Annotated in this window: 22 protein-coding genes and 1 tRNA gene; 11 read left to right on the forward strand and 12 right to left on the reverse strand. The window is 65.2% G+C overall.

What is annotated here, in order from left to right:
• The first annotated feature begins 735 nt into the window (after positions 1 to 735).
• Positions 736 to 1,296, forward strand: a complete 561-nt coding sequence (locus ACNS84_RS15530; RefSeq protein ID WP_015910251.1) for a TATA-box-binding protein — start codon at positions 736 to 738, stop codon at positions 1,294 to 1,296.
• Positions 1,297 to 1,435: 139 nt separating this feature from the next.
• On the opposite strand, the gene ACNS84_RS15535 is transcribed toward ACNS84_RS15530, so the two are convergent.
• From ACNS84_RS15535 to ACNS84_RS15545, 3 genes are all read right to left on the reverse strand, one after another.
• Positions 1,436 to 2,638 carry a Cdc6/Cdc18 family protein gene (locus ACNS84_RS15535; RefSeq protein WP_435075774.1) on the reverse strand — a complete coding sequence of 401 codons (1,203 nt, stop codon included), beginning with the start codon at positions 2,636 to 2,638 and terminating at the stop codon, positions 1,436 to 1,438.
• 828 nt (positions 2,639 to 3,466) lie between these two features.
• The gene (locus ACNS84_RS15540) at positions 3,467 to 5,719 is read right to left on the reverse strand and encodes an NADP-dependent malic enzyme (protein ID WP_435075775.1); all 2,253 of its coding nucleotides are present in this window, start codon (positions 5,717 to 5,719) and stop codon (positions 3,467 to 3,469) included.
• 284 nt (positions 5,720 to 6,003) lie between these two features.
• Entirely contained in the window at positions 6,004 to 7,125 is a 1,122-nt protein-coding gene (locus tag ACNS84_RS15545) for a DUF7544 domain-containing protein (RefSeq protein WP_435075776.1), read from the reverse strand.
• 142 nt (positions 7,126 to 7,267) lie between these two features.
• Here ACNS84_RS15545 and ACNS84_RS15550 point away from each other — a divergent pair, with 142 nt between their 5' ends.
• Positions 7,268 to 8,071, forward strand: coding sequence for a DUF7117 family protein (locus ACNS84_RS15550; protein WP_435075777.1), 804 nt, complete (start codon positions 7,268 to 7,270; stop codon positions 8,069 to 8,071).
• A 103-nt stretch (positions 8,072 to 8,174) separates the two neighbouring features.
• On the forward strand, positions 8,175 to 8,402 hold the full coding sequence (locus tag ACNS84_RS15555; protein ID WP_435075778.1) for a DUF7385 family protein: 228 nt from the start codon (positions 8,175 to 8,177) through the stop codon (positions 8,400 to 8,402).
• Between the two features lie 51 nt (positions 8,403 to 8,453).
• Here ACNS84_RS15555 and ACNS84_RS15560 read toward each other — a convergent pair whose 3' ends face one another.
• Together ACNS84_RS15560 and ACNS84_RS15565 are read right to left on the reverse strand one after the other, a co-directional pair.
• Positions 8,454 to 10,052, reverse strand: a complete 1,599-nt coding sequence (locus tag ACNS84_RS15560) for an MATE family efflux transporter (protein ID WP_435075833.1) — start codon at positions 10,050 to 10,052, stop codon at positions 8,454 to 8,456.
• Between the two features lie 124 nt (positions 10,053 to 10,176).
• Positions 10,177 to 11,232 carry a mechanosensitive ion channel family protein gene (locus ACNS84_RS15565; protein ID WP_435075834.1) on the reverse strand — a complete coding sequence of 352 codons (1,056 nt, stop codon included), beginning with the start codon at positions 11,230 to 11,232 and terminating at the stop codon, positions 10,177 to 10,179.
• Positions 11,233 to 11,373: 141 nt separating this feature from the next.
• On the opposite strand from ACNS84_RS15565, the gene ACNS84_RS15570 reads away from it, so the two are divergent.
• From ACNS84_RS15570 to ACNS84_RS15600, 7 genes are all read left to right on the forward strand, one after another.
• A complete protein-coding gene (locus tag ACNS84_RS15570) occupies positions 11,374 to 12,114 on the forward strand; it encodes a proteasome assembly chaperone family protein (RefSeq protein ID WP_435075779.1) in 741 nt (246 codons plus the stop codon).
• Positions 12,115 to 12,263: 149 nt separating this feature from the next.
• Entirely contained in the window at positions 12,264 to 13,316 is a 1,053-nt protein-coding gene (trmB, locus tag ACNS84_RS15575; protein WP_435075780.1) for an HTH-type sugar sensing transcriptional regulator TrmB, read from the forward strand.
• A 73-nt stretch (positions 13,317 to 13,389) separates the two neighbouring features.
• The gene (locus ACNS84_RS15580) at positions 13,390 to 14,358 is read left to right on the forward strand and encodes an aldo/keto reductase (RefSeq protein ID WP_435075781.1); all 969 of its coding nucleotides are present in this window, start codon (positions 13,390 to 13,392) and stop codon (positions 14,356 to 14,358) included.
• Between the two features lie 91 nt (positions 14,359 to 14,449).
• A complete protein-coding gene (locus ACNS84_RS15585; RefSeq protein WP_435075782.1) occupies positions 14,450 to 15,163 on the forward strand; it encodes a hypothetical protein in 714 nt (237 codons plus the stop codon).
• A gap of 90 nt (positions 15,164 to 15,253) precedes the next feature.
• The gene (locus ACNS84_RS15590) at positions 15,254 to 17,200 is read left to right on the forward strand and encodes a DEAD/DEAH box helicase family protein (RefSeq protein ID WP_435075783.1); all 1,947 of its coding nucleotides are present in this window, start codon (positions 15,254 to 15,256) and stop codon (positions 17,198 to 17,200) included.
• Between the two features lie 343 nt (positions 17,201 to 17,543).
• Positions 17,544 to 18,614: a Gfo/Idh/MocA family protein gene (locus ACNS84_RS15595; protein ID WP_435075784.1), complete on the forward strand. Its 1,071-nt coding sequence runs from the start codon at positions 17,544 to 17,546 to the stop codon at positions 18,612 to 18,614.
• Positions 18,615 to 18,713: 99 nt separating this feature from the next.
• Entirely contained in the window at positions 18,714 to 19,934 is a 1,221-nt protein-coding gene (locus tag ACNS84_RS15600; RefSeq protein ID WP_435075785.1) for a DUF418 domain-containing protein, read from the forward strand.
• Positions 19,935 to 19,990: 56 nt separating this feature from the next.
• On the opposite strand, the gene ACNS84_RS15605 is transcribed toward ACNS84_RS15600, so the two are convergent.
• The 7 genes from ACNS84_RS15605 to ACNS84_RS15635 form a co-directional block, all read right to left on the reverse strand.
• Positions 19,991 to 20,710 carry a fumarylacetoacetate hydrolase family protein gene (locus ACNS84_RS15605; RefSeq protein WP_435075786.1) on the reverse strand — a complete coding sequence of 240 codons (720 nt, stop codon included), beginning with the start codon at positions 20,708 to 20,710 and terminating at the stop codon, positions 19,991 to 19,993.
• A gap of 71 nt (positions 20,711 to 20,781) precedes the next feature.
• Complete coding sequence (locus ACNS84_RS15610) at positions 20,782 to 21,237, reverse strand: DUF8048 family protein (RefSeq protein ID WP_435075787.1); 456 nt, start codon at positions 21,235 to 21,237, stop codon at positions 20,782 to 20,784.
• Positions 21,237 to 21,593, reverse strand: coding sequence for a MoaD-like domain-containing protein (locus ACNS84_RS15615; protein ID WP_435075788.1), 357 nt, complete (start codon positions 21,591 to 21,593; stop codon positions 21,237 to 21,239). Before ACNS84_RS15615 ends, ACNS84_RS15610 begins: the two co-directional genes overlap by 1 nt.
• The gene (locus ACNS84_RS15620; protein WP_435075789.1) at positions 21,590 to 21,871 is read right to left on the reverse strand and encodes a ubiquitin-like small modifier protein 1; all 282 of its coding nucleotides are present in this window, start codon (positions 21,869 to 21,871) and stop codon (positions 21,590 to 21,592) included. The genes ACNS84_RS15615 and ACNS84_RS15620 overlap by 4 nt, the downstream gene beginning before the upstream one ends.
• Before the next feature lie 96 nt (positions 21,872 to 21,967).
• Positions 21,968 to 22,351 (reverse strand): DUF7971 family protein, encoded by a 384-nt coding sequence (locus tag ACNS84_RS15625; RefSeq protein ID WP_435075790.1) that lies wholly within the window; start codon positions 22,349 to 22,351, stop codon positions 21,968 to 21,970.
• A gap of 36 nt (positions 22,352 to 22,387) precedes the next feature.
• A complete protein-coding gene (locus tag ACNS84_RS15630; RefSeq protein WP_435075791.1) occupies positions 22,388 to 23,185 on the reverse strand; it encodes an alpha/beta hydrolase in 798 nt (265 codons plus the stop codon).
• Positions 23,182 to 24,180 carry a PhoU domain-containing protein gene (locus ACNS84_RS15635; protein WP_435075792.1) on the reverse strand — a complete coding sequence of 333 codons (999 nt, stop codon included), beginning with the start codon at positions 24,178 to 24,180 and terminating at the stop codon, positions 23,182 to 23,184. Before ACNS84_RS15635 ends, ACNS84_RS15630 begins: the two co-directional genes overlap by 4 nt.
• A 304-nt stretch (positions 24,181 to 24,484) precedes the next feature.
• Between ACNS84_RS15635 and ACNS84_RS15640 the strand changes: the two genes are divergently transcribed.
• A tRNA-Glu gene (locus tag ACNS84_RS15640) sits at positions 24,485 to 24,595 on the forward strand.
• The last annotated feature ends 97 nt before the right edge of the window (positions 24,596 to 24,692 follow it).

The raw sequence follows: 24,692 nt of genomic DNA on the forward strand, positions 1-24,692 counted from the left end.
GACCTGGATGACACCGAACGACCACGGCTCACATCAGATTTCCTCTTACGCCGGAGCGCAGGGGGCGAAATCCTCATATCGGTGAGTCGGCCAAACCGACTCTGCGAAACCGGGCCGAATTGAACGGCCCGAATCCGCGGTGCGTTCTTCGCGTTTCAACCGAACGGGCTTATACACTTAAGCACGTCGGAACGCTTTGACCGGCCGCGGTGCGGCCGACCGTTGTCCCCCACGCCGGGGGACCTTCGCATTAATCACGAACCCCGGCTTGTACTTAACCCCGTCGAACCATCGGCGCCTCGTCATGCGGTTTCAATGAGAAAGGTTGCCACGACAAGCCGGGGATCGAACGCATGCGAGTTGTGTCGAGGGCGCGCCGGTCGGTCACGTCGTCAGGGGTAAGTCACACCGAATTATCTGAAATCTGTCACTGATTGTTGGCGGCCGATTTCTCGTCGAACGTGGCACTGTTCGCTCCTCTGAGAATGTCGTCGTCGCCCCATCGAAAACGGGACCCCACAGGGCGAGGCTGGCGACTTTCGTCACGGGGCCCATCTCGTATCGCGTCACGCGCCCGCGCAATCAATAATAACCTATAACGAAAAACGAGGAATTAGAACGGAAAACGACGGACCTCCGAAGGCAATAAAATGAGGTCGAGGACCACGTGGCGAGCGCGCGGTCGTTTATACCACGGGCGTTTATAAGGGAGGGGGACACATATAAAAGCGAACGATGACGAACCCTGCTGATTCGATCGAAATCCAGAACGTCGTTGCATCGACCGGGATCGGCCAAGAACTCGATTTAGAAGCACTCGCAGAGGACCTCCCGGGCGCAGATTTCAATCCGGACAATTTCCCTGGGCTCGTCTACCGGACGCAGGAGCCGAAGGCAGCCGCCCTCATTTTCCGTTCGGGGAAGATCGTCTGCACGGGTGCAAAGAGCATCGATGACGTTCACGAAGCACTCGGAATCATCTTCGAGAAGCTCCGCGGGCTCCAGATTCCGGTTGAGGAGGACCCGGAGATTACGGTGCAGAACATCGTATCGAGCGCCGACCTGGGTCACAATCTGAATCTCAACGCGCTCGCGATCGGACTCGGATTAGAGGACGTCGAGTACGAGCCGGAGCAGTTCCCTGGCCTCGTCTACCGAATGGACGAGCCGGAGGTCGTCATCCTGTTGTTCGGCAGCGGAAAAATCGTCATCACCGGTGGGAAACGAACCGACGACGCCGAGGAAGCGGTCGAGGAGATCGTCGAGCGGATCGAAGGACTCGGCCTGCTCGGCTAGGCACTCATTCGATCGGATCGGCACGGTACGCTACGTAGCGCCGAACCAGCAGCACGTGACCGGGAAGAGACGTTCCGGCGCGAGCGGCCGTCGTTCGCAGTCGGACGACGGAACGGAGTAGAGCACGCGTCGCGCGGAACTACGACGCGTTGTCCTCTGTCAGCACATCCTTCACGACACTCGGATCCTCCAGCAGTTGGTGTTTCGTGTAACTGCCCTCGGCGCTCCCGCCGCTGTGTTTCGACTGCTCGATGATGTCGAGGAAGGCGTGCTCCTTGAGGAGGTCACGGACGCGACGGAGCGAGAGGCTGTCCGACCCTTCCTGCCGACAAATGTTCTCGTATATCTCGTACACGCGGCTGGTCCGGAAGCCGTCTTGTCGCCCGTTCGAGAGGGAAAGCAACGCGAGCGCCTGCAGAACGTACCGGGAGTGCGGGGTCGACCCTCGAATGAGTTCGCGGAATCGATCCGTCTCGGCTCGTTGACGAGCCTGTGTGACGAACTCCTCGCGAACGGTCGGTTCGTCGTTTCCCTGTGCGATCTCGCCGGCGTATCGGAGGATGTCGATCGCCTTTCGGGCGTCTCCGTGTTCTCGTGCCGCGAGCGCCGCGGCCCGGGGGACCGTGGACGGTTCAAGCACGTCGTCGTGGAACGCGTCCGCGCGTGCCTGCATGATCTTTCTGAGCTGGTTCGCGTCGTACGGTGGGAACACGTACTCGCGTTCGCAGAGGCTCGATTTGACGCGCTCGTCCATCCGATCCTTATACTGAATCTTGTTACTGATCCCGACGACGCCGAGTTTGCAGTCGGTGATCTTTCCGGCCTCACCTGCCCGCGAGAGCTGCATCAGAATCGCGTCGTCGTCGAGTTTGTCGATTTCGTCGAGGATGATGAGGACGACGTCGTACCGCTGGTCGAGGATTCGCCACAGCCGTTTGTAGTAGGTCGAGGTCGAGAGTCCCTTATCTGGAACGTTGATGTCCGTCGCGTCCGGGTCGTTCACACTGTCGGCGATCGTCTGTACGGCCTGGGTCTCGGTGGTGTCCTGCGCGCAGTCGACGTATGCGAAGGTGGCGTTGACGCCCTCCTCGCCAGCGGTCGAGACCAGCCGTTTCGAGACGTACTTCGCGCAGAGCGATTTCCCGGTTCCGGTCTTGCCGTAAATGAGCACGTTGCTCGGACTCTGGCCGAAGATGGCGGGATTGACCGCGTTGGCGAGATCGGAGATCTCGTCGTCGCGACCGACGATCCGACCCTCTCCGGGAAGGTGGCTGATCTCGAGGAGCTCCTTGTTCGCGAATATCGGGTCCTCCCGAGTGAAGAGGTCGTCCGCTGCGTCCATGGGATCGACACCGGGTTTCCGGTGAAATGCGTTCCGCTTCGAAGGTGCGAGTGAGGAAGGTATCGAGACACACACCGGGTTTCCGGTGAAACCGGGGAGGTAGGGGAGGGAATGGGGTGTATCGTAGAGGGTAGGGAGAACTGAACAGAAGAAAGTGGCCAGTGAGGGCGTTACTGAACCGAAACGGACCGAACAGGACTGGTGAGTACGGACTCGAAATACCGAGTTAATTCACCGGAAACCCGGTGTCCGACGACCGCCGACAACCGAAACGGAACGGTAGAGACGTTTCCCGAAAACGCCCAAGTACCGAACAGTACGATCCGGGTCGAGCGGACAGAAGAGAACCTGTGCGAAACAGAGATACTGCTCAGGGATGGGTACACTGCTCAGAAGAGGATACTACTCGAAAGAAAACCGAGGGCGGTCATCGTATTTGAGGCGGGTCGGTGGCTCCGATGTTCAAAGTCGGCTATTCTTCGGACTGCGTCGCTGACTGCGTTTCCGATGAAAACTCTCTCTACTATGCGTAGAGAATTCTCTCTACTAAGCGAGTTAGTGGACTTTTCTCAAAACCAGTATTTGATTCTTACGGACTCAAATAGACACAAACGACGCGAATGGCAACAGTTCAACCGAGCGAATCGTGACACTCACAACGACGCCAACCACACTCGCCCCATTTCACCGGAAACCCGGTGTGTCACTCCCTATCTTCGCTGTACTGCTCGGGAGGACGTTGCTTGGAAAACTTCGAACGGAGCAATCGATTCAGACGCACCGACCAACTCGACCCACCGGTCGACTGGCCGTGCGACTGGCCGGGCGTTACTCCTGCGCGTCGACGACCGCCACGCTGGCCAGGTTAACGATGTCTTTGACCTCGTCGCCACGCTGGAGGACGTGGACAGGCTGGTCCATGCCGACCAGCATCGGGCCGATTGCCTCCGCACCGCCGAGGCGCTGGAGCAGCTTGTACCCGATGTTGCCAGCCTCGAGATTCGGGAACACGAGCACGTTCGCGGCCTCATCGAGCTCGGAGAACTCGTACGTCCCGTTGAGAATGTCGTCGACGACGGCGGTGTCTGCCTGCATCTCCCCGTCCACCGGGAAGTCGACCTCGTCGTCACCGTGGAGTATCTCGACCGCTTCGCGGGGTTTCCGCGTCCCCTCGTTGTCGACGCTGCCGAAGTTGGAGTACGACAGCATCGCCGCTCGCGGCTCGACGTTGAACCGTCGCGCGAGGTCAGCGGTGTGCCGCGTCACCTCGGCCAGCGTCTCCGCATCCGGGCTCTGGTTCACCGTGGTATCTGCGCAGAAGATGACCCGGTTCTTGAACGTCAGCATGTACACCCCGGCGATCGTCTCGGTGTCGGCGGCGGACCCGATGATCTGCAGTGGCGGTCGGAGCGCCGACGGGTAGTGGTGCGTCAACCCGGTCAGCATGGCGTCAACGTCTCCAGATTTGACCATGACGCTGCCGAGGTAGTTCGTGTCGCGGCGAACGAGCTCGTTCGCTTCTCGGCGCGTGATCCCTTTCCGCTTCCGGAGTTCGTGGAGGCGGTCACCGTACGCCGAGACGTCGCGGTGTTTCGGATCGACAATTTCGGGCTCGAACGAGAGTCCGAGCTGGCTCGCCGTTCGACCGATCTCGTCGGCGTCTCCGAGCAGCACCGGATCCGCGATGCCCTGCTCCGAGAGCTGATAGGCCGCGCGAATCATCTTCTCGTCGGTACCCTCTGCCAAAGCGATGCGTTTCGGGTCGCTCTTCGCTTTGTTCAGGACGACGCGCATCATCTCTCGGGACTTGCCGAGACGCGCTTCGAGCTTCTCGCGGTACTGTTCGAGGTCGATCTCGGTTCGCGCGGCGCCCGATTCCATCGCCGCATTGGCGACGCTCGGCGCGACCTCGAAGAGGACTCGTGGGTCGAGCGGCTTCGGGATCACGTAGTCCGCACCGAACTGGAGCGGTTCGTCGCCGTAGGCCTTCACGACGGCGTCCGGAACGTCTTTCCGCGCCAGCTCGGCGAGCGCCTCGGCAGCCGCCCGCTTCATCTCCTCGTTAATCTCCGTCGCTCGCACGTCGAGCGCACCGCGGAAGAGGAAGGGGAACCCGAGCACATTGTTGACCATGTTCGGATAGTCCGAGCGGCCGGTCGCCATGATCACCGTGTCGTCGCGGGCGTCTTTCGCGTCTTCGTAGGTGATCTCCGGGTCGGGGTTCGCCATCGCGAAGATGATGGGGTTGTCGCCCATCGACTGCACCATCTCCTGCGAGACGATTCCGCCGACAGAAAGGCCGACAAAGACGTCAGCACCGTCCATCGCGTCTGCGAGGTCTCCGTCGGGCCTGTCGCTGGCGAACTGGCTCTTGTACTCGTTGACGTCGCCGTTCGCGGCGCGCTCCTCGGTGATGATACCGGAGGAGTCGCACATCGTGATGTTCTCTCTTCGCGCGCCGAGCGAGACGTAGAACTTCGCGGTGGCGATGGCGGACGCACCCGCGCCGGAGAACACGATCTCGATCTCGGACAGGTCTTTCCCGGAAATTTCGACCGCGTTCATCAGGGCGGCGCCGGAGATGATAGCGGTCCCGTGCTGGTCGTCGTGGAAGACGGGGACGTCCATCTCGTCTCGGAGGCGTTCCTCGATCTCGAAGCACTCTGGTGCCTTGATATCCTCGAGGTTCACGCCGCCGAACGTCGGTTCCATGGCGGTGACCGCCTCGCAGAACGGATCGACTTCGTCGATGTCGAGTTCGATGTCGAAGACGTCGATGTCGGCGAAGCGTTTGAACAGCACGCCCTTCCCTTCCATTACCGGCTTCGACGCCGCCGCGCCGATGTTCCCGAGTCCGAGGACAGCGGAGCCGTTTGAAATGACCGCAACGAGGTTCCCCTTCGCGGTGTATTCGAACACCCGTTCGGGGTCCTCGGCGATATCGAGACAGGGCGCTGCAACCCCCGGTGAGTAGGCGAGAGACAGATCACGCTGCGTGTTTGTCGGCTTCGTGGTCTCGATCGCAATTTTTCCCGGTGGCTCTTGGCGGTGGTAGTCCCGCGCGTCGTCATCCAATCCCATATGCTCCTCAATTAGCGAACGGAGTAAAAAGGTATGTGAACCAGTCGAACCATCTTTTCGACGTTTAACGTGAGCCGAACCGAGTTCACACTCACTCGAATGTCGTTCCGATCTCACTCGAGCTCATTCAAACTCACTCGATCACGCTCGATTACGCTTGACCACGCTCGACCACCCCGACCACGCTCGACCACACCCGACCACGCTCGACCACACCCGACCACGCTCGACTACACTTGACCACACCCGACCATGCTTGACCGGGCCGTGTTGCGTGATTCCTCTCACCGATCGGAGTCGTCCTCAATAGATGCCCCCGTCGGTTCGTCCGTTCCGGGTCGGAGAGCGGGATGGAGCAGTGAAAGCTCGGGATCGACTCCCTCCAACGTCGAGACCTCGTAGATGAGCCGGTACGAGAGAGCGACGACCTGTACGGGTAACACGAGGGCAACGAGCCCGACGACGCCCGCAATCGCCACGACCGCGATCGCTACCGTTCCTGACGTCGTCCCCAACAGCGCGCCGAGCCCGCCCAGGAGTGCGGCCGCGATGAGGAGCACGAGCCCGGCGACGGTGGCGACGAGCGCGAGGGCGAGGAGCGTCGCGACCCCGACGACGACCGACAGCCCAATCGAAATAACGAGGTGAACGACGAGGTAGACAAAGAACTCCGGCCAGTCGGTGCGCAAGACAGGGAGAAATCGCCGCCAGCCGCCGATCACGCCGGTGTCCGCGACGACCATCGTCGGAACGACGAACTCGTAGGTGAATCGGAGTGCGAGTGCGGCCACCGCGACGACCCCAGCCCCGACGAGACCGAGTGCGACGACGGCCCCGATCGGCAACGAGACGAGGGTCCCGACCATCGAATCGATCATCGCCGACCCGGTCGGCGCGTCCGCGAGAACCGTGACGCCGACAGCGAGCGCGACGGGCGTCCCCGCGACAACACTCAACGCCACGGTAAATACGAACAAGCCAAGCGACTGACGGAGTCGAGAGAGGAAGGGTGCGATGATCCGGACCTCGTCGGTGCGAAGCGCATCGTAGAAGACGAGCCGTAGCGACAGCGACGCCACCGAGACCGCGACGATCAGGAGAATGAGGCCGACGACGCCGAGCGCGAGTAGCTCCGGAGTGACCGCGTCAGCGATCGCATCGGGCACACCGGATCCCGGACCGAAACCACCGGAGCCGGCTCCCGCCGAGCCAGACCCGACCTCTGACGAAGGCGTGACGTCCGAACCGGAGGCCGCCGGAGCGGACACGTTCGTACTCACTCCGCCGCCGCCCATGAACAGCACGAGGAGGGCGAGCTTCGTCCAGCGAACAGGGCTGAACGGAAACAGGAACCGCCGCGTCGCGTCGACCGAGTCGTCCACGGCGTCGACTGCGTGCCAACTCATGGTCGGCGCTTCTCGCGGGGCACGTATATACCATGTTGCAGGAACTCCGATCGCGCGACCGACCTCGAACATGCGACCAACCTCGAACGTGCGACCGACCCCGACCACAGCCCTTTACGCCGGACGGACCGAGTGCGCACACATGAAGGTCCGTGGCGAACGCGAGTGTCGAGAGTGCGGACGGCGCTGGTCGTACTACGAGACGGGCAGCGTCGAGTGCCCGGACTGCGAGAGCTTCCGAAGCGTCGGCGTCGACGACCGTACCGCTCACACTGACGCCCCGGTGTCGCTGGACCTCAGCGCCCATCGGGCTCGGTTCGGCGAGGCTACCGGGACGCTCCCCGCGGAGGGCGTCGACGAACTGAAGTCGGATCTCCGTGCGTACGTCCGCAAGCGTGGGTTCATTCGCGGCGGGGAGCTGCTCCCGCTCGATACGACCTACCTCGCGGCCAGAGAGCTTCTCGAGGCGGTCGACTGTTACGACCGCCTCCGAGACCCCACGGATCCGGACCGTGAGTATCTCCTTGACCTGCTGAGCGGTGCCGACGAGGGTACCCGCCTCCCAACCGAGGCCGTCCCCGACCGACTCCGCGAAGCCCGCGGCATGGCCGCGGCGCGCGCTGTCGACGAGTACCGGAGCGACCTTCTCGCGTTCCTCGACGAACTCGCCGGCGCGTCCGGAGTCGGTTCGGAGGACGAGACGCCCACGGTCTCCGTCTCCGCGGGGGACGGCGACGATGTCGAGGCGCGGATCGAGCCGGCGAGAGCGGTCCTCAACCGACTCCGCGACCGGGTGAAGCGAGTGGAAGCACTCAACGGAGACATCCCCGCAGCCGACGCGGACGCGCTCGTCGACGCCGCGAACGCGCTCGGCGAATGGGTCCGAACCGGCGACGACGTCGCGCTCGAACGGGCCCGGGAGCGCCTGACGCAGCAGGACGCCTGACGCAGCGTACGCTCCGACTCCATTCGGACCCATTCGGCCGGCGCACATCACGCGTGATACTCGCGGAGGTAGGTTCAACACAGCGCTTCGCGAACGCGTCTCCATGTCGCGGTTCGACGTCCACGACCACCGCCACGCGCTAAAACAGATCAGAGACACCGGATCGACGAAGCTGTGGGAGAACCGGAAAGAGGTCCGGTGTCCAGTCTGTGACGCGCCGTTCGTCCGGCTGTTCACCACGCGAGAGACGGGAACCACGTTTCCCGAGAGCGACGGCGCTCGGTTCTGTCTCCTCCGGGACGACGAAGCGATCCACCTGTTCCGTCACTGACTCCCGACCGTCCGTCTCCGGACGGCGTTCCGGTCGTCGGAGCGGGTCCGCTCAGTCGCTCGCGACCGACTCGACATCGGCGTCCGGGTCGTCGATGTACCGCTCGGTCCACGTCCCACGGGCGAACCATGCGACGCCGATCACCGCGCCGAGGACGTTGCCGAGCGCCATGCCGACCCAGACGCCGGTCTCACCCCACCCGGCGATGAAGACGAGGTATCCGACGCTGGCGACGCGACCGACCCAGAGGGTGAGTATCGATATCACCATCGCCGTCTTCGTGTTGCCGGCGCCGCGGAACGCGCCGAGGATCACCTGCGAGACCCCGATGAAGGCGAACTCCACGGAGCGGATACGAACGTATTCGACCGCGTAGGAGACGGTGGTCGCGGCGTCCGGGACGTCGCCCAGAAACACGCCGACGATCGATTCGGTGAACGTCACCGCGACAACCGCGACGAGGAACATCACGCCCGCCCCGGTGCCGGCGGCGAGTTTGACCGACCGCGCGGCGCGGTCCGCTCGGTCCGCCCCGAGGTTCTGTCCCACCATCGTATCGATCGCGCGCCCGAGCCCCATCGCGGGAAGGAAGACGAGCGAGATGAGTCGGTTTCCGAGGCCGTACGCCGCCACAACCGGAGGCGAGAACGTGACGACCATCGCCGTGAGCGTTATCATCGCGAGCGCGCTCGTCGTCTGCTCGACGCTGGAGGGTAGTCCCAACTCGAAGATGTCGCGGATGAACGCGAGGTCCGGGACAAGGTGGCTCACGGAGACGGTCGGACCCAGACCGGTTGCGAACAGCAGCCAGAGCCCGATGACAGTGGCGACGCCTCGCGAGAAAATCGTCGCCAACGCGGCGCCCTCGATCCCGTACCCCGTAAACCCGGTGACCGCGAACAGCGACGCTTCCAGCGCCATCGGATCGAGCACTCCGGCGACTGGGATGCCAGCGAGCCACTCGAACAGCGGGTTGTCGGCGAACCCGAAGATGAGGAACGGGTCGAGGAAGACGTTGAGAATCACCGACACCAGCATCACCGCCATCGGCGTCCGGGTATCGCCGTAGCCGCGCATCAGCGCGGAGAAGACGAAAAAGCCGAACATCAGCGGGATGCCGACAAAGATGACCTCCATGTAGTCGGCCGCGAGCGGGATCACCGTCGCCGCCGTATCGGCGTCGCTCGGGAGGAGCTCCAAGGCCGGACGCGTGTAGAAATATCCTCCGATGCCGATGAACACCGACAGTACGGAGACCGTGAAGATGGTCTGCCCGGCGACCAACCCCGCGGACCCGTCGCCGTCGGCGCCGGTGTACTGCGCCACGAGGATCGCGCCCGCGGTGGTGAACCCGCCGGCCACGGCGATGAGCAGGAAGATCAGCGGGAACGCGAGACTGATCGCCCCGACCGCCTCGGCCGACAGCCGACCGAGATAGAGCGTGTCGACGACGTTGTACGTCACCTGTAACAGCTGGATCACCACGATCGGCCACGCTAAGTGGAACAGCGGCCGAACCAGACTCCCTTCGGTGATCGACTCCTTGGAAATGCGGTCGCCGGTCTCGCCGTCGGAGTCGTCTTCGGGGGGGCGGGGATCGTCGACTTCGGGACGGTCGTCCGGGCTCGGATCGCGATCCGCGTCGGGAATCCCGTCGTCGTTTGAGCCGCCGTCGCCGCCCGCTGGAGGGGTTGTTGACCGGTCGTCGGGGGACTCGTCACTCACTACCGTAGAATCGGGGCGTTCGGTCAATCAGACTTCCGATTGCGGCGTGCTACGTGCCGGTATCTTCCCCGTTCCCGCCACGGCTCGTCGGGGGCTCATCTTCCGAGACCGTCACGCTCGCAGACTCGTCGGCGTCGGAATCCGATCGGAGATTCTCGCCATCAGACGCCTCTGCTACCTGTTGGGTCGCGGAGGGCTCGTCGTCCGGGGCGCCGACTCGCGCCACGCCGGAGGTGTCGTCGAAGATGAGGTGCCGGTGCGGGTACGCCATCTCGACGTCGGCGTCCGCGAGCCGCTCGCGGATCAACGTGTTCACGTCCGACTGGACCTTCGCGAGCTTGTACGGCTTCTTGACCCAGTACCGGAGGCGCAAGAGGATGCCGTCGTCGCCGAACTCGTGGAGGCGACAGTCCGGACTGGCGACGTAGCGCGCGACACCGACGCGGATGTCCGGGCCGCCGTTGATGACGGCTTCGCAGTCTCGAGCCGCGCGCTCGATGAGCCGCCGGGCCTGTGGAATGTCGCTCTCGTAGGTGACGAGCACCTCTATCGTCCGGCGGGTTCGCTCGTCTTCCGCCGAGAAGTTTGTCACGTCGCGTTCCCGCATCGTTCCGTTCGGAACGACGAGAAAAGTGTTATCCAGTGTGAATATCTTGGTGTACCGGATCGTGATATCCTCGACGAATCCGGTGGTCCCGTTCTCCAACTGGATCATATCACCGATCTCGAAGGGTTGGTCGGCGAGAATGAACACGCCGTTGATGAAGTTCCCGACGAGCGGTGCGAGGATAATACCGATCACGGCCGAGAACACCGCCGTCCCCACGAGCAGATCGGTGAACTGGAAGCCCGCCGCCCGCAACCCGATCAGCAACGCGACGGAGATCGTCCCGACCCGGACGCCGCGAACGATCGTCTGTGCGACGCTTTGTCTCGAAACGCGCCGCGCCACGGGTCTCCCAATAAGTCGAACCAAGAACTTCGAAACGATGGTGCCGAGCACCACGGAGAGAACCACCAACAACAGTCCCGATCCGGGGAGAGTCCCCAGCCGCGAGACGATATCAGACACCGGATCGAGGAGTTGACCCAAGACCGGTGCCATACCCGCGGGCTGTGCCATAGCCAATGCGCTGTCGCCCACCCGAAAAAGCGTTTCTCCCTGCGGACAGTTCCGAGCGGTAGAGGTCGACACCGGAAATCGGCCTGGGCAATCACTAACACCTCGCCGAACGAACCGGGTACTATGCCCAACTCGCCACATGTGCAGCCATCGTTCGACGTCAACCACGACGCCACGCCGGGCGACGCCCTCATCACCGGGTTCTCGTCGTTCGGCCTCGCGGGACTGACGGCCGTGGATTACCTGATCGACAACCTCGGCCTCACCGAGACCGGTCACATCCAGATCGAGGGGCTGCCCTCGATCACCCCCTTCGCGAAAGGCCGACCGCGCCATCCCATTCGGCTCTACTCCGCAGAGGACATCGACGTCACGGTGCTCGTGTCCGAGCAGTTCGTTCCGCCGGCGTCGGGGGAACTGCTCTCGCGGTCGATCCTTGACTGGACGGAGGGCGCCGGGGTATCGGAAATCGCGGTGTTGTCTGGGGTCCCGATTCCGCACGGGCCGGACGCGCACAAAACGTTCTACGTCGCGACTGACGACTACCGCGAGGCGCGCCTCGCGGACGAGTCGGTCCCGCCCATGGAGGCCGGCTTCTTAGACGGGACGGTCGCTTCGCTGCTCGAACAGGGGATAGAATCACCGCTCGGCGTCGGCGTGTTCATCACGCCGGTCCACGCGCAGGCTCCCGACGTGGAGGCCGCGGTTCGGCTCGTCGACACGGTGAACGCCACGTACGACCTCGGCGTGGACTCCGCACCGCTGGCGTCGTTCGCGGCAGAGATCCGCAAACACTACGAAGGGCTCGCCGAGCGGATGGAAGAGTCCGAGCCAGAGGGCACCTACGACCGAATGTATATGTGACGAGTCGGGAGCCGCTACCCGCCATCGACCGCTCCCGACCGCGTCGTTGGGTACTTGACCCACGATCGAATCCGGGGATGCGGGTTTGAAAACGCGTGCAACTCGACTCATAGTAAAAACCTATATCCGAGGGACGTGTCGCCTCCGGTATGACAGACGATCTCCGCGACACCCTCGATCACGTCGGGGACCGATTCAACCTCGGCGAGTACGAGATCGACGCCTATCTCGCGGTGTTAGAGCACGGGGAACTGACGGCGAGCGACATCGCTGACCGGACCGACATCCCGCAGCCGCGCGTGTACGACACGGTCCGGAGCCTCTCGGACCGCGGACTCGTCGAACTACGTGAATCGCGGCCGATGAAAATCGTCGCCGTCGACCCCGAGGACGCGTTCGGCGAACTCCAATCGTCGTTCGCCGAGATGGTCGACGAGCTGGAGGCGCGGTACACCGCGCCGACCCGAGAGACCGAGGCCGTGTCGCTGGTGAAGTCCCGCTCGACGATCCTCCGCTACCTCGAGGAGATCATCGCTGGCGCCGAGTACGAACTCGCGGTCTCGCTGACCCCCGGCCTGCTCCGCCGCTTCCGCGACGAACTCGCGGCCAAGGTGGCGAACGGCGTTAGCGTCGAACTCCTCGTGACGCCGGCGTCAAAGGCGCCCGATCCGACCGAGTTCGACTACCTCGAGGTCGCGACCATCGCCCGCGCGCGGCGGGGGATCACCACCCCCATCCTCGCGGTGGCCGACGGGGAGTACTCCGTCTACGCCACCCAGGACGCGCTCCGCGACGACCGCGAGCGGTACGGCGTCATCTTCAACCGGTCCGCGCTCGGCTTCCTCGTGTCCGGCTTCTTCGGGACCGTGCTGTGGACGACGGCTGAGACGCTGGCTACGAACGCGGCGGAGCGCCCGTTCCCGCGCCGGTACGCGTCGATACGCAGAGCGGTCAAGGACGTCAAAGACCTCCACGACGAAGAGTTCTACGCCACCATCGAGGGACGCGACATCGAGACGGGCGAGTCGGTTACGGTGCGCGGCCGCGTCGTCGACCTCGCGTTCGAGGACACCGAGGAGGTCGCGTCGCTGGTGATCGAGACCGACTCCGGACGCATCGAGATCGGCGGCCGCGTCGCCGCCCTCGAAGACGTTGAGGGACAGGAGATCGTCATCGGTCGCGACGAACCACCGGCGCTGTAGAGCGATACATCCTATTTATATTCGGAGCCGCGCGTGTGCCCTGATTTATTAGCCGGGGCGACGCCCGACCCGTATGGAGTACACGACCCTGGGCGACACGGGAACCACTGTCAGCGAACTCGCGCTCGGCTGTATGAGCTTCGGGAGCGAGCACGACTGGATGCTCGACGAGGAGGCGGGCCGTGAACTCGTCGAGCGAGCGATCGAACTCGGTATCACCTTCTTCGACACCGCGAACGTCTACTCGAACGGCGAGAGCGAAGAGATACTCGGCGACGTGCTCGCCGAGTACGACCGCGATCGCTTCGTCGTCGCGACAAAGGTGTACGGAGAGATGGACGAATCGAACCCGAACTCGGGCGGGCTCTCCCGAAAGGCGATCGAACAGGAGCTACAGCACAGTCTTGACCGACTTGGGATGGACACGATCGATCTGTATCAGATCCACCGCTGGGATTACGATACGCCTATCGAGGAGACGTTGGCGACGCTCGACGACGCCGTCCGCCGTGGCGACGTGCGGTACGTCGGCGCCTCCTCGATGTGGGCCCATCAGTTCGCCGAGGCACTCCACGTGAGCGAGCGCGAGGGGTACGAACGGTTCGTCACCATGCAGAACCTCTACAACCTCGCGTACCGCGAGGAGGAGCGAGAGATGGTGCCGCTGTGCAAGCGGGAGAACGTGGGAATGATCCCGTGGAGCCCCGTCGGCGCCGGCTACCTCGCGCGCCCCTTTGAGCGCGACGACGCCACGACCCGCGGAAAACACGAGACCGAACTGGGTCGCCCGTATCGCGAGGGCGGCGGCGAGGAGATCAACCGCCGCGTTCAGGAGTTGGCCGACGAGAAGGGGGTGAAGATGGCTCAGATCGCGCTTCGGTGGGTCGCCGGCAAGGACGTCGTCGACGCGCCGATCGTCGGCACATCGAGCGTCGAACACCTCGAAGACGCGGTCGAGGCGCTCGATATCGACCTCTCCGCGTCGGACGTCGAGTGGCTCGAAGAGCCGTACGAGACAGTCCGCGTCTCCGGCCACGAGTAGTCTCGACCGGCACGGTCGATCTCTCCGCCACGTCGCCGCCGTCCCTGTGTCGGCGTAACACACTTAACAGATCGCTCTGTAGTATGAGTCAGTGGCATCCCGACAGGGCGGGCCGGGAGACGCCGAGTCATCTCGTCCCGGATCGACGGAACGTCGGACCGCGTCCACGACCACGCCGGCGGAAGGGCGCGCGACGCGCTCAAACCCGTTTCCCGCGGGCCCGGAAACGACCGATCCGCGGCCGAATGGGCCTCGCTCGGATCGTCGGACTGCGGCCGCGCGGACTGCGGAGGACCCGCCAGTCCGCGACCCCGGCCGGTATGCGCTCACCGATCACTTCCGCGAACGGCTCGAACAGCCCGGTCGCTACGTGTCGACACGCACTGTGAGCGACGCAATTCGTCGGGGACAACTCCGCTGGAACCGGACGGACGGCTGGCGATTCGCCCTCGTCGAGGGCGGGATCCGATTCGTCGTGGTCGTCGGCGACACCGAGACGAACTCTCCTGTGGTCGTCACCGGTTGGACCGAGGTTGCCGACCGCGAGGCGGCCCTCGACGCCCGTCGGTGGGACCCGGTCGACGTCGACACGATCACGGTACGGGCGGCGCTCAGCGAGTCCGCCTCGACGCCCATCCCGGACCGCATTCGGCCGCGAAACGTGACTCGACCGTTCGTAGTCGGCGACCACCGCTTACAAACCGATCCGGGCGACCCGTACGTCCGGTGCGCCGAGTGCGGGTGCCGGTTCCGTTCAAAGGACGCGATCACTTCCCGCGGCTGTCACGGCCGCTCGGGTCGGTGACCGCCGCACGGCCGCCGATCGTCGACTGTTTGCCGCCGACCGCCGATCGGGGACGCTATTCCTTTCCGCATCGCGCCCTAATCGAACGTAATGACAGACGACGCCGGCGACTCCACTGCCGGGAGCGACGCCGCATCCGAGGGTCCGGGCGACCGGATCGGGTCTGAGACGACCAACGACATCTCGATCGATCGCTTCCACGAGGCACTCGAAGCCGAGGAACGCCCGATCGCAACTGCGAGCGAGGTCGCCCGACGGCTCGGCACGACGCAGTCGGCCGCCCGCGACGCGCTGGGTGCGCTTGTCGACCGCGGCGACGTGGACAGACTCGACGTCGAGAACGACCCGATCGTCTTCTACCCGACCGACTGGGGCCGCCTGGCGACCCGCGAGCGCGTCGTCGCGTTCCCGAACCGCCGCGAGATCGTCGTCGACCGCCCCACTCAGTACACCCGCGCGCGGCTCTCCCAGTTCGCTCACCTCGTCGACACGACCGGGACGGAGCCGGGCACCCGCGGGTACCTCTATCGGATTCGCCAAGAGGACGTGTGGGCCGCGCCGTTCGACGACGCCGACGCGCTGATCGCGAGTCTCCGGTCGGGACTCCCGCGGCGGTACGAGCACCTTGAGGAGTGGATTCGAGACCAGTGGCGCCGGGCCCACCGCTTCCGCCTGTACACTCACGACGACGACTACGTCGTTTTGGCGGCCGCCTCCGAGAGCCTGATGGGAAACGTCGCCGACCAACATCTCGACGACGACCACTTGCGGGCCCCGATCTCCGAGACGGAGGCGTGGGTGAATGAGGGCGCCGTCGCCGAGATCAAACGCGCTCTTTACGACGCGGGCTACCCGGTCGAGGACGACCGCGACCTCGACGTCGGCGACCCGGTCGACATCGACCTGACGACCGACCTCCGACCGTATCAGGAGACGTGGGTCGAGACGTTCCTCGAACGCCGCTCCGGTGTGTACGTCGGTCCGCCGGGGTCCGGGAAGACCGTCGCCGCCATCGCGACCATCGCTGGGGTCGGCGGCGAGACGCTCATCCTCGTTCCCTCCCGCGAACTCGCCGGCCAGTGGCGCGAGGAACTGCTCGCACACTCCACAGTCGACCCCGCCGACATCGGACTCTACCACGGCGGACAGAAGGAGATCCGCCCGATTACGATCGCGACCTACCAGATCGCGGGGATGGACCGACACCGCTCGCTGTTCGACTCCCGGAAGTGGGGCCTGATCTGCTTCGACGAGGCGCATCACGTCACCGCCCCAGTGTACTCGCGAACCGCCGAACTCCAGAGCAAACACCGGCTCGGACTCTCGGCCACGCCGGTCCGAGAGACCGGCAGTGAAGAGGAGATATACACGCTGATCGGCCAGCCGATCGGCGCCGACTGGGACGAACTGTTCGAGGCCGGCTTCGTCCAGGAGCCGGAGGTCGAGATTCGGTACGTCCCGTGGCGCGACGAAATGGCACAGAACGAGTACGCCAGCGCCGACGGCCGCGAGCGTCGCCGCGTCGCCGCGGAGAACCCCGCGAAGATAGAGGAGATCCGGTACCTGCTGGCCGCCCACCGCGACAAGAAGGCCCTCGTCTTCATCGAGTTCCTCGATCAGGGCGAGGCGATCGCGGACGCCCTCGGCGTCCCGTTCATCAGCGGCGAGACGCCGCACCACGAGCGGACGGAGCTGTTCCGGCGGTTCCGCGAGGAGGACGGAGGGAGCGACGGACTCGGCCCGGACGACGAGGGGATCGGCTCGGGAGACGACGGCCTCGACACCCTCGTCGTCTCCCGCGTCGGCGACGAGGGAATCGACCTTCCGAACGCCGAGGTCGCAATCGTCGCCAGCGGGCTCGGGGGCTCCCGTCGGCAAGGCTCACAGCGCGCGGGCCGGACGATGCGCCCCACGGGGTCGGCGCTCGTGTACGTGCTCGCGACCCGCGGCTCCAGCGAGGAGGAGTTTGCGCAGCGACAGATGCGGCACCTCGCGCGCAAGGGCGTGCGCGTGAGAGAGACGAACGTCGCGGAGTAGCCGTCGCGGACGCGATCGCCACCACCCGAGAGCACCCGCAGGGCCGGTTCGCGTCGGTATCCCGAAGGACCTGATCGCGAGCCTGACGCCCCAGCCTGCGGTCAAGATGTGCGAGACGAGCGCGCCGCCGGTCCGCCGACCTGCGTCTCGGTGACGAACGAGGCCGTCGACCGAGGCCGTCGATCCCGCCGCGGAACTGCTCGGTGGCGCTTGGCGGGGCGCGTGACCTTCTCCACGTGCTGCTCGCTGACCTTTGTAAACGCACAATTTGGGCCGTTCAGCACCTGAGGCGCAATCGAACCCGTAACGTGAACCTTAACAACTTTCGTTGTGAATTCAGGCCATGACTCACGCGAACGACGTCTCCGTCGGCATCGTCGGACTCGGCGGGATCGGAAACCACCACGCGACGAAGCTGGCCGCGCGCGGGGCGAACCTCATCGGCGGGATGGACATCGACGCGAACGCCCGTCGCCGGTTCCACGAGGAGTTCGGCGTCCACGCCTACGAGAACGAAGCGGACCTCTACGAACACTGCGACGCGGTTTTGATCACGACGCCGAACCGGTTCCACGAGGAGTACGCGGTGTCGGCACTGGAGGCCGGGCTGGACGTGCTCTTGGAGAAACCGCTCGCGCACACCGTCGAGAGCGCGGAGCGCATCGCCGCGGCCGCCCGTGACGCAGAGGGGTTCTGCATGGTCGGATTCAACAACCGGTTCGCGGAGCCGGTGCAGGTGATCAAAGGATATCAGAACGAGGGTCGGTTCGGCGAGACGACCCACGTCGAGGCGAACTACGTCCGACGCCGCGGCGTCCCCGGCCGCGGCTCGTGGTTCACGTCGAGCGACGTCGCCGGCGGTGGCGCACTCATCGACATCGGCGTCCACGCCATCGACCTCGCGCTGTACTTCCTCGACCACCCGGAGGTCGTCGAGGTGTCGGGTGAGACGCGCTCCGAGTTCGGCAGCCGCGACGACTACGCGTTCGTCCACATGTGGGGCGACGACAACGGCGCCGATGGCTTCGACGTCGAGGACTCCGCGTCGGCGTTCATTCGCGACGCCGACGGCAACACCGTGTCGCTGGAAGTGGCGTGGGCGACGAACAGCCCGACGAACGACGAGTTCGTGATTCGGGGGACCAACGCGGGCGCGACGTTCGACCGTGGCAGCGGCGACCTCACAATCCACGAGGCGCGCTCGTTCGACGGCGACCAGCACCACTTCTCCGACACCGAGATTGAGACTCGCGAGGGCGACAGCCACGACGCCGAACAGGCCGCCTTCCTCGAAGCGGTCGCGGCGGGCGAACCACCGGCGATCAACACGATCGACGAGGCGCTCTCCGTCCAGCACGTCATCGGCGCGATCTATCGATCCTCGGAGCGCGGCGAGGCGGTTCGGTTGGACTGAGCGGCGAGGTTCGCCACCCTCGAACCGTGTCGGAACCCGCGGCCCGGACCCCGGTATCAGAACCTATTCGGTCCTCCGGCCCGTTCTCGGAAGCAATCCGTGACACGCGACGCCGGCCCGACACCGCCCTCCGAACGCATCGTCAGCCTTGACGCGCTCAGAGGCTTCGCGCTTCTCGGCATCTTAGTCATCAACGTCTGGGTGTTCGCGATGCCCGAAGCGACGCTCCTGAACCCCACCGTGTACGCCGACGGAACCGTCTACGGCGAGTTCACGGGTGCGAACTACTGGGCGTGGTTCGCGGGCCACGTGTTCGGGCAGTCGAAGCTCATCACCCTGTTCTCGGCGCTGTTCGGCGCTGGAATCCTGCTGTTCATGCAGAGCAAAGAGGAGAAGGGACAAGACGCTGTCAGACTCCACTACCGACGGACCGCGGTGCTCATTGCGATCGGACTCGTGCACGCGTATCTGCTGTGGTACGGGGACATCCTCGTCGCGTACGGGTTTACGGGACTGTTCCTCGTGACTCTCCGTGACCTCGAAGCGAAGCAGCTCGCGGCACTCGGCGGGGTGTTCCTGCTGTTCGTCCCCGCGACGGAGCTGTTCGCGGCGATCAGCATCGGCGGCGACGCGATCGCGTCACAGTGGACGCCGAGCGAGGCCGTGCTGCGACAAGAGGTGGCAACGTACCGAAGCGGCTGGCTCGCGCAGATGGATCACCGCGTCTCCTCCTCGTTCCAGCGACAGACGACCGGCTTCGTCGGAGCCAGCTTCTGGCGGGTCGGCGGCGTGATGCTGCTCGGGATGGCGCTGTACCGCTGGGGCGTGCTGACCGGCGAGCGCTCTGCGAGACTTTATAAGAGGCTCGTCGCCGGCGGGGTCGTCGGGGTCGCGGTCGTCGTCGCCGGCGTCGCCTACATCGAGGCCAACGACTGGAGTGCGGGCGCGGCGCTGTACTGGCGCCAGTTCAACTACTGGGGCAGCCTGCTCGTCGCCGGCGGCTACCTCGGCGTCGTGATGCTGTACGCGAAGCGGCGCCCGGACGGCCCAGTGACGCGGACGTTCGCCGCGGTCGGTCGCACGGCCTTCACGAACTACCTCCTCCAAACCGTGCTCGCGACCACCATCTTCTACGGTCACGGACTCGGGCTGTTCGGCTCGGTGACCCGCGTCGAGCAGTACGCGATCGTCCTCGCTATCTGGGCGGTGCAGGTGGTGCTCTCGGTGCTCTGGCTCAAACGTTATCGCTTCGGGCCGGTCGAGTGGCTGTGGCGGACGCTCACGTACGGCGAACGACAGCCGATGCGAACTCCGGAGTGACTCGGTGCGCGGGGGAGGCGGGCGCTACCGTCGTATCAGCTACCGTGTGAACCCGATCACGCCTCGTCGACAACCGGGTTCGAGAGTGTCCCGACCCCTTCGTAGGTGATCTCGACGCGCTCGCCGGGTTCGACGAGCCCCGGATTCGCCGGACTGCCGAAGGCGATGCAGTCGTCGGGTTCGAAGGTGAACCGCTCGGAGAGGTACGAGACTATCTCGTGCGGCCCGAACAGCATTAGCTCCGTGTTCGCGTCCTGGCGCTGTTCCCCGCCGACCGTCGTTGAGATGTCGAGACCCGTCGGGTCGACGTCGGTCTCGATCCACGGGCCGAGCGGCGCGGAGCCGTCGAACGCCTTGCGCGCGGTCCGGCCCTGCTGGTCGAGCGCGTCCATGTCGTTCATGATCGTGTACCCGCGGACCACATCGGGTACGTCTTCGGGGGCCACATCCCGGCAGCGCTCGTCGATGACGGCGACCAATTCGCCTGCGTAGGTCAGTTCGTCGGTCCACTCGGGGTACGCTATCGACTGGCCGTGCGCGAGCAGGCTCGCCGGCGGCTTGATGAAGAAATCGGGCTCCTCGGGTCGTTCGTACTCCATTTGATCGAGCGTCTCGACGTAGTTCCGCCCGACGCAGTAGAGCGCGCTCGGGTCGCAGGGCGGGAGGAGTCGCCCGTCGCGACCGACTTCGTAGCGGCCGTCGTCGGCGACGATCGTTCCGTCATCGTACCGTCCCGTAACGGGTCCGTCGGGCGTGAGCAGGCGTGCAAGTCGCATGACAACCCGTCAGCGCGGGGCGTCGAAAAGGCGTCGGTCGCGGTCATCGCACAGCGGCCGTTTTCGGGGGCTTACTCCTCGTCGCCGGGGCGGCCGCTCTCGTCCTCCCGGCCAGTGTGGTCGGTTCCGGTGCCGATCACGACGCCGGACCGGATCTCCAGCGCCGTTTCGAACTCGTCGCGACTGGTCTGTCCGCTGCCGGCGCGCTCGACCGCCGCCTCGTGGGCCCGCACGACGGCGTCGCGCTCCCGTTCCGAGAGGCTCAGCCGCTCGCCCACGCTCTCCCAGTGATCGGGCTCGACGAGGAAGGTCTCGCGGTCCGGTTCGACGGCGATACGCTCGTACCGCCGCCGGTAGTCGTCGATGCGCGGCCCTAGATCGGCTTGCACGCGTGCGAGAAGTCCGGGAAGCTGCTCGGCGGGGACGCTCGCGAGCGCCGCCGTCTTCACGAGAGCGGACCCGTCGATCGGGTACTCGCCTCGGGTCGGCGTCGACCGCGGCTCGCTCGACTCTTCGTCGTCGACCATCAGCCCCCGGCGCGCATCGCTTTCTGCCGATATTTCGGGAGGAGCGCTGAGAGTGCCTCGGGCTCTCCCGCGAACTCAGCGGTCACCTCGGTGAGCGTGATAGACGCCGCGGCCGTGACCTTCTGCGCGCTGAGGGCGACGCGCCACCCGTCGCCGTCGACGCGGGTCGCCTCGGCGGGGTCGTCGGTGTCGACGAGCTCTCCGCCGAGGTTCCGCAGGTAGTGTGCCGCGAGTCGGCGCGATATCCCGCGATACGCGACCGTCTCGCGTACCCATCCCTCGTCGGCAGGCGGGAGACCGCTGCCGGAGTCCTCGTCGCGGGATGGACTCTCGACCTCGTCGCTATCGGTGGTCATGTGCCGCCCGCTACCGGGGGGAACACCGAGAGTCGGTCGCCGTCCTCCATCGCGGTCTCCAACCCGTCGAGATGGAGCACCTCGCGGCCGTTCTTCAGGACGTTGATCTGGGGGGCGAGGTTGCCGTCGACGATCAGGCGACCGGCCATCCCCTCGTACTCGTCTTCCAGCTCACGCAACACGTCACCGACGGTCGACCCGTCGGCGAACTCCGCCTCCACCGTCTTCCCCCCGGCGGCCTCACGAAACGTCGCGAAGAACCGCAGTTCCAGTTCCATACGCATCCATCGAGTCCCGGCGGCTTAAAAACGGGAGGCCGCGGGGATCGCTGCGTTTCGACGGTGCCGATCGGTCGCCCTGAGAATCGGTGTCGCCTACAGATCAGAGAGCCGAATGCCGTCCTCGACGAGCCGGAAGTTCCGCTCGCGACCCAGTTCGTCGCCGAGCCACTCGTGTTCGTACAGCTGTCCGATGAGTTCGACGTAGAGATTGCGCCACGCGATGGCGTAAATCGGCGACTGTCCCCACGCGCGCAGTTCCGGCACAAACTCGTGGTACGTGCTCGCCTGCGCCTCCATCCGCTCGACCGCATCGGCGACAACCTCGGCCGCTTCCGCGGGCTCCGTCCCCCCTATCTCCTCGTTGATCCGCGACTGGATCCCGGCGATGGCGCGCCGCATGTCCTGTGCCGCGGTACCATCCTCCTCGGGCAGCGACTCGAGGACCCCGCGCGGGACGCCGAGTTCGATTTCGGGCATGGACGAACCTCCGACGTCGACGCTCAAAAAACCCGTTCACCCGTCGGGCCGCACGACGGGGGCGCCAACTAGCCACCGACCCGTGACGGTCCCGACGCGCTCCCGCATGGTCGCCGGGTCGGTCGACACCGCTTCGTCGCCCGGCTGCGGTCCGTAGGCGCCGAACCCGGCGTGGTTGACGCCCGCGAGTTCGATCACGCGAGCGTCCTCCGGGAGGTTCGACCGGACGGCGCGCTCGCGATCCGCGTCGATCACGCCGTCGGCGGCGCCGAGCACCGAGAGGACGCGGAGTCCGCTCTCGGAGACGTCGCGGTCGCAGTACGAGGCGTGAAGGACGAGTCCGTCGAGGTCGTCGGCGTTGGCCGCGGCGTACCGACAGGCCATCGCCCCGCCGAGCGAGTGTCCGCCGACGTACCACGACTCGATCGCTGGGAGCGCCGACCGTGCGTCGTCCGCCCGGTTCGGCCCTAACACCGCGAGATTCAGCGGCACGTCGACGATCACGACGGCGACGTCCCGCTCCGAAACCACTTCGGCGGCAGTCGGGACGTAGCTCTCCGGTGTGACGCGTCCGCCGGGGTAGTAGACCAGTCCCCGCGTCTCCGCGGTCACGGGGCCGCTCCGAACGACCGTCAGGCCGTCGAGCCGGTCGACGGTGACGGTCGACGAGGCGTCGACCGCCGCCACCGCCGCCTCGTCCGGGCCCAGACCGGTAGCGAAGTACAATCCGGCGCCGATCGCGACCACCGCGACCACCAATGCGACCGCGGCGACGGCGATACCGACTGTCCGGCGCGAGGGAAGCCGACCGGCGTCGCCGTCTCCCTGACTCACGGCGTCGGCGCGGCCTTCTGGAGGGCCGTCTCGGCGATGTTGCCGCCGTAGTCCGCCGAGCGAAGCACGGAGTCAACGACGAGTCCGAGTAACTGCGCGCGGGCCGGATCCAGGTCGCGGAGGAGTTCGTCGATCGCACGCACCCGTTCGTCGATGGCCCTGACGCCGGTGCGGGCCTCGTTCGCCAGCCGCGTCGCCTCCTCACTGTCGTCGGCGAACAGCGCGTCCATCCCGGTGTCGATCACCTCGACCGCGTCGGCGTGGAGGTCTCTGACGGCCTCGACGACCGCTTCGGGTAGCGGCTCCTCAATGCTGAGCGTGAGGTGTCCGATCTTCGTCGCGTGGTCGCCGATCCGCTCCAACTGGCGGGCGCTGGAGTGGTAGTCGAAACACTCCTCGCGCGGGAGCCCCAGCTCCTCCGCCGCTTTGGGCGTGCGCAGCGTTGCGCGGAAGATCCGAGAGACGACGAGCCACAGGCGGTCGAGGTCGTCGTCGCGGCCGATGACGTCGCGCGCCAGGTCGTGGTCGCGCTCGGAGAGCGCGGCGATAGCGTCTTCCAACATCGACAGCGAGATCAGTCGCATCCGGGTGACGGCGTTGTGGATCGACAGCTCGGAGGAGTCGAGCAGGTCCTGAATGACGATCCGATCGCGGGTCTCCTCTAACACCTCCAGGCCGACGAGGCTCTGAACTGCCTCGCGGATCGTAGAGCGCTGCTCGGTCGAGATCTCGGCGCTCGACAGTTCGATCACGTCGAACCCGCTCACGTACATCGTCGTCACCGCACGGGTGAGTGCCCGCCCCGAGAGGTCGGTGATGTCCAGCGTTCCGCGGGTGCGTTCCTCCTCCGACTTGGGCGTGAGAAAGAGAGAGTCGCCGTCGGGGAAAAACTCGATTTCGGTGCCGGCCTCCACGTCGTTCTCCGTCGCCCACGTCTTCGGGATCGAAACGGTGTACGTCGACCCGCCGGTGACCTGCACCTTCCTCGTTTCCATGTTCCGATTCGCACACGGGCTCCCTTAAATGTGTCTGAAATATATATTCGATGTTCGAACTCTCTAAACGGCTTTACGCAGCACTAACGAATCTATCTGGCCATTCGACGGTCGAGCGTCGAGTTCGATAGCATCTCTATGACAAGGATAATGAGCGTCTATATATTTTTGTTGAGGGCCCTACGTATTCCGAAGACGTCGATTTTTGCGACCCTCGAACACGGGGGAGGCGACCCCGTCGAACCCTCCCACGCCGACTGAAGTTAAGAAGAGTTAAAACGGATGCAGCATAAGCGGGAGATGCGCTCGGTTGGTGTAGTCCGGCCAATCATGTTGGCCTTTCGACGGATTCGGCGCGACGATGCGCCGGTTCGGAAGACAGCCGACGACCAGGGTTCAAATCCCTGACCGAGCATTTTTCGAAAACCCGCACGCTCAGCGACGCCGTCGTCGCTCCGACTCCCCGAGCGCGCGTTTGCACTCGTTCGAGTCGAAGGGCAAGAGTCACCACG

The sequence above is a fragment of the Halorubrum wangae genome (assembly GCF_051194135.1).
Classification (GTDB): domain Archaea; phylum Halobacteriota; class Halobacteria; order Halobacteriales; family Haloferacaceae; genus Halorubrum.

Excerpts from the sequence above, each read along its gene's own strand:
- ACNS84_RS15545 (WP_435075776.1), bottom strand. The coding sequence starts at position 7,125 with ATGAGTTGGCACGCAGTCGACGCCGTGGACGACTCGGTCGACGCGACG.
- ACNS84_RS15615 (WP_435075788.1), bottom strand. The coding sequence starts at position 21,593 with ATGACCACCGATAGCGACGAGGTCGAGAGTCCATCCCGCGACGAGGAC.
- ACNS84_RS15635 (WP_435075792.1), bottom strand. The coding sequence starts at position 24,180 with ATGGAAACGAGGAAGGTGCAGGTCACCGGCGGGTCGACGTACACCGTT.
- ACNS84_RS15605 (WP_435075786.1), bottom strand. The coding sequence starts at position 20,710 with ATGCGACTTGCACGCCTGCTCACGCCCGACGGACCCGTTACGGGACGG.
- ACNS84_RS15620 (WP_435075789.1), bottom strand. The coding sequence starts at position 21,871 with ATGGAACTGGAACTGCGGTTCTTCGCGACGTTTCGTGAGGCCGCCGGG.
- ACNS84_RS15540 (WP_435075775.1), bottom strand. The coding sequence starts at position 5,719 with ATGGGATTGGATGACGACGCGCGGGACTACCACCGCCAAGAGCCACCG.
- ACNS84_RS15570 (WP_435075779.1), top strand. The coding sequence starts at position 11,374 with ATGCCCAACTCGCCACATGTGCAGCCATCGTTCGACGTCAACCACGAC.
- ACNS84_RS15550 (WP_435075777.1), top strand. The coding sequence starts at position 7,268 with ATGAAGGTCCGTGGCGAACGCGAGTGTCGAGAGTGCGGACGGCGCTGG.
- ACNS84_RS15535 (WP_435075774.1), bottom strand. The coding sequence starts at position 2,638 with ATGGACGCAGCGGACGACCTCTTCACTCGGGAGGACCCGATATTCGCG.
- trmB (WP_435075780.1), top strand. The coding sequence starts at position 12,264 with ATGACAGACGATCTCCGCGACACCCTCGATCACGTCGGGGACCGATTC.
- ACNS84_RS15530 (WP_015910251.1), top strand. The coding sequence starts at position 736 with ATGACGAACCCTGCTGATTCGATCGAAATCCAGAACGTCGTTGCATCG.
- ACNS84_RS15625 (WP_435075790.1), bottom strand. The coding sequence starts at position 22,351 with ATGCCCGAAATCGAACTCGGCGTCCCGCGCGGGGTCCTCGAGTCGCTG.
- ACNS84_RS15590 (WP_435075783.1), top strand. The coding sequence starts at position 15,254 with ATGACAGACGACGCCGGCGACTCCACTGCCGGGAGCGACGCCGCATCC.
- ACNS84_RS15595 (WP_435075784.1), top strand. The coding sequence starts at position 17,544 with ATGACTCACGCGAACGACGTCTCCGTCGGCATCGTCGGACTCGGCGGG.
- ACNS84_RS15610 (WP_435075787.1), bottom strand. The coding sequence starts at position 21,237 with ATGGTCGACGACGAAGAGTCGAGCGAGCCGCGGTCGACGCCGACCCGA.
- ACNS84_RS15565 (WP_435075834.1), bottom strand. The coding sequence starts at position 11,232 with ATGGCACCGGTCTTGGGTCAACTCCTCGATCCGGTGTCTGATATCGTC.
- ACNS84_RS15580 (WP_435075781.1), top strand. The coding sequence starts at position 13,390 with ATGGAGTACACGACCCTGGGCGACACGGGAACCACTGTCAGCGAACTC.
- ACNS84_RS15555 (WP_435075778.1), top strand. The coding sequence starts at position 8,175 with ATGTCGCGGTTCGACGTCCACGACCACCGCCACGCGCTAAAACAGATC.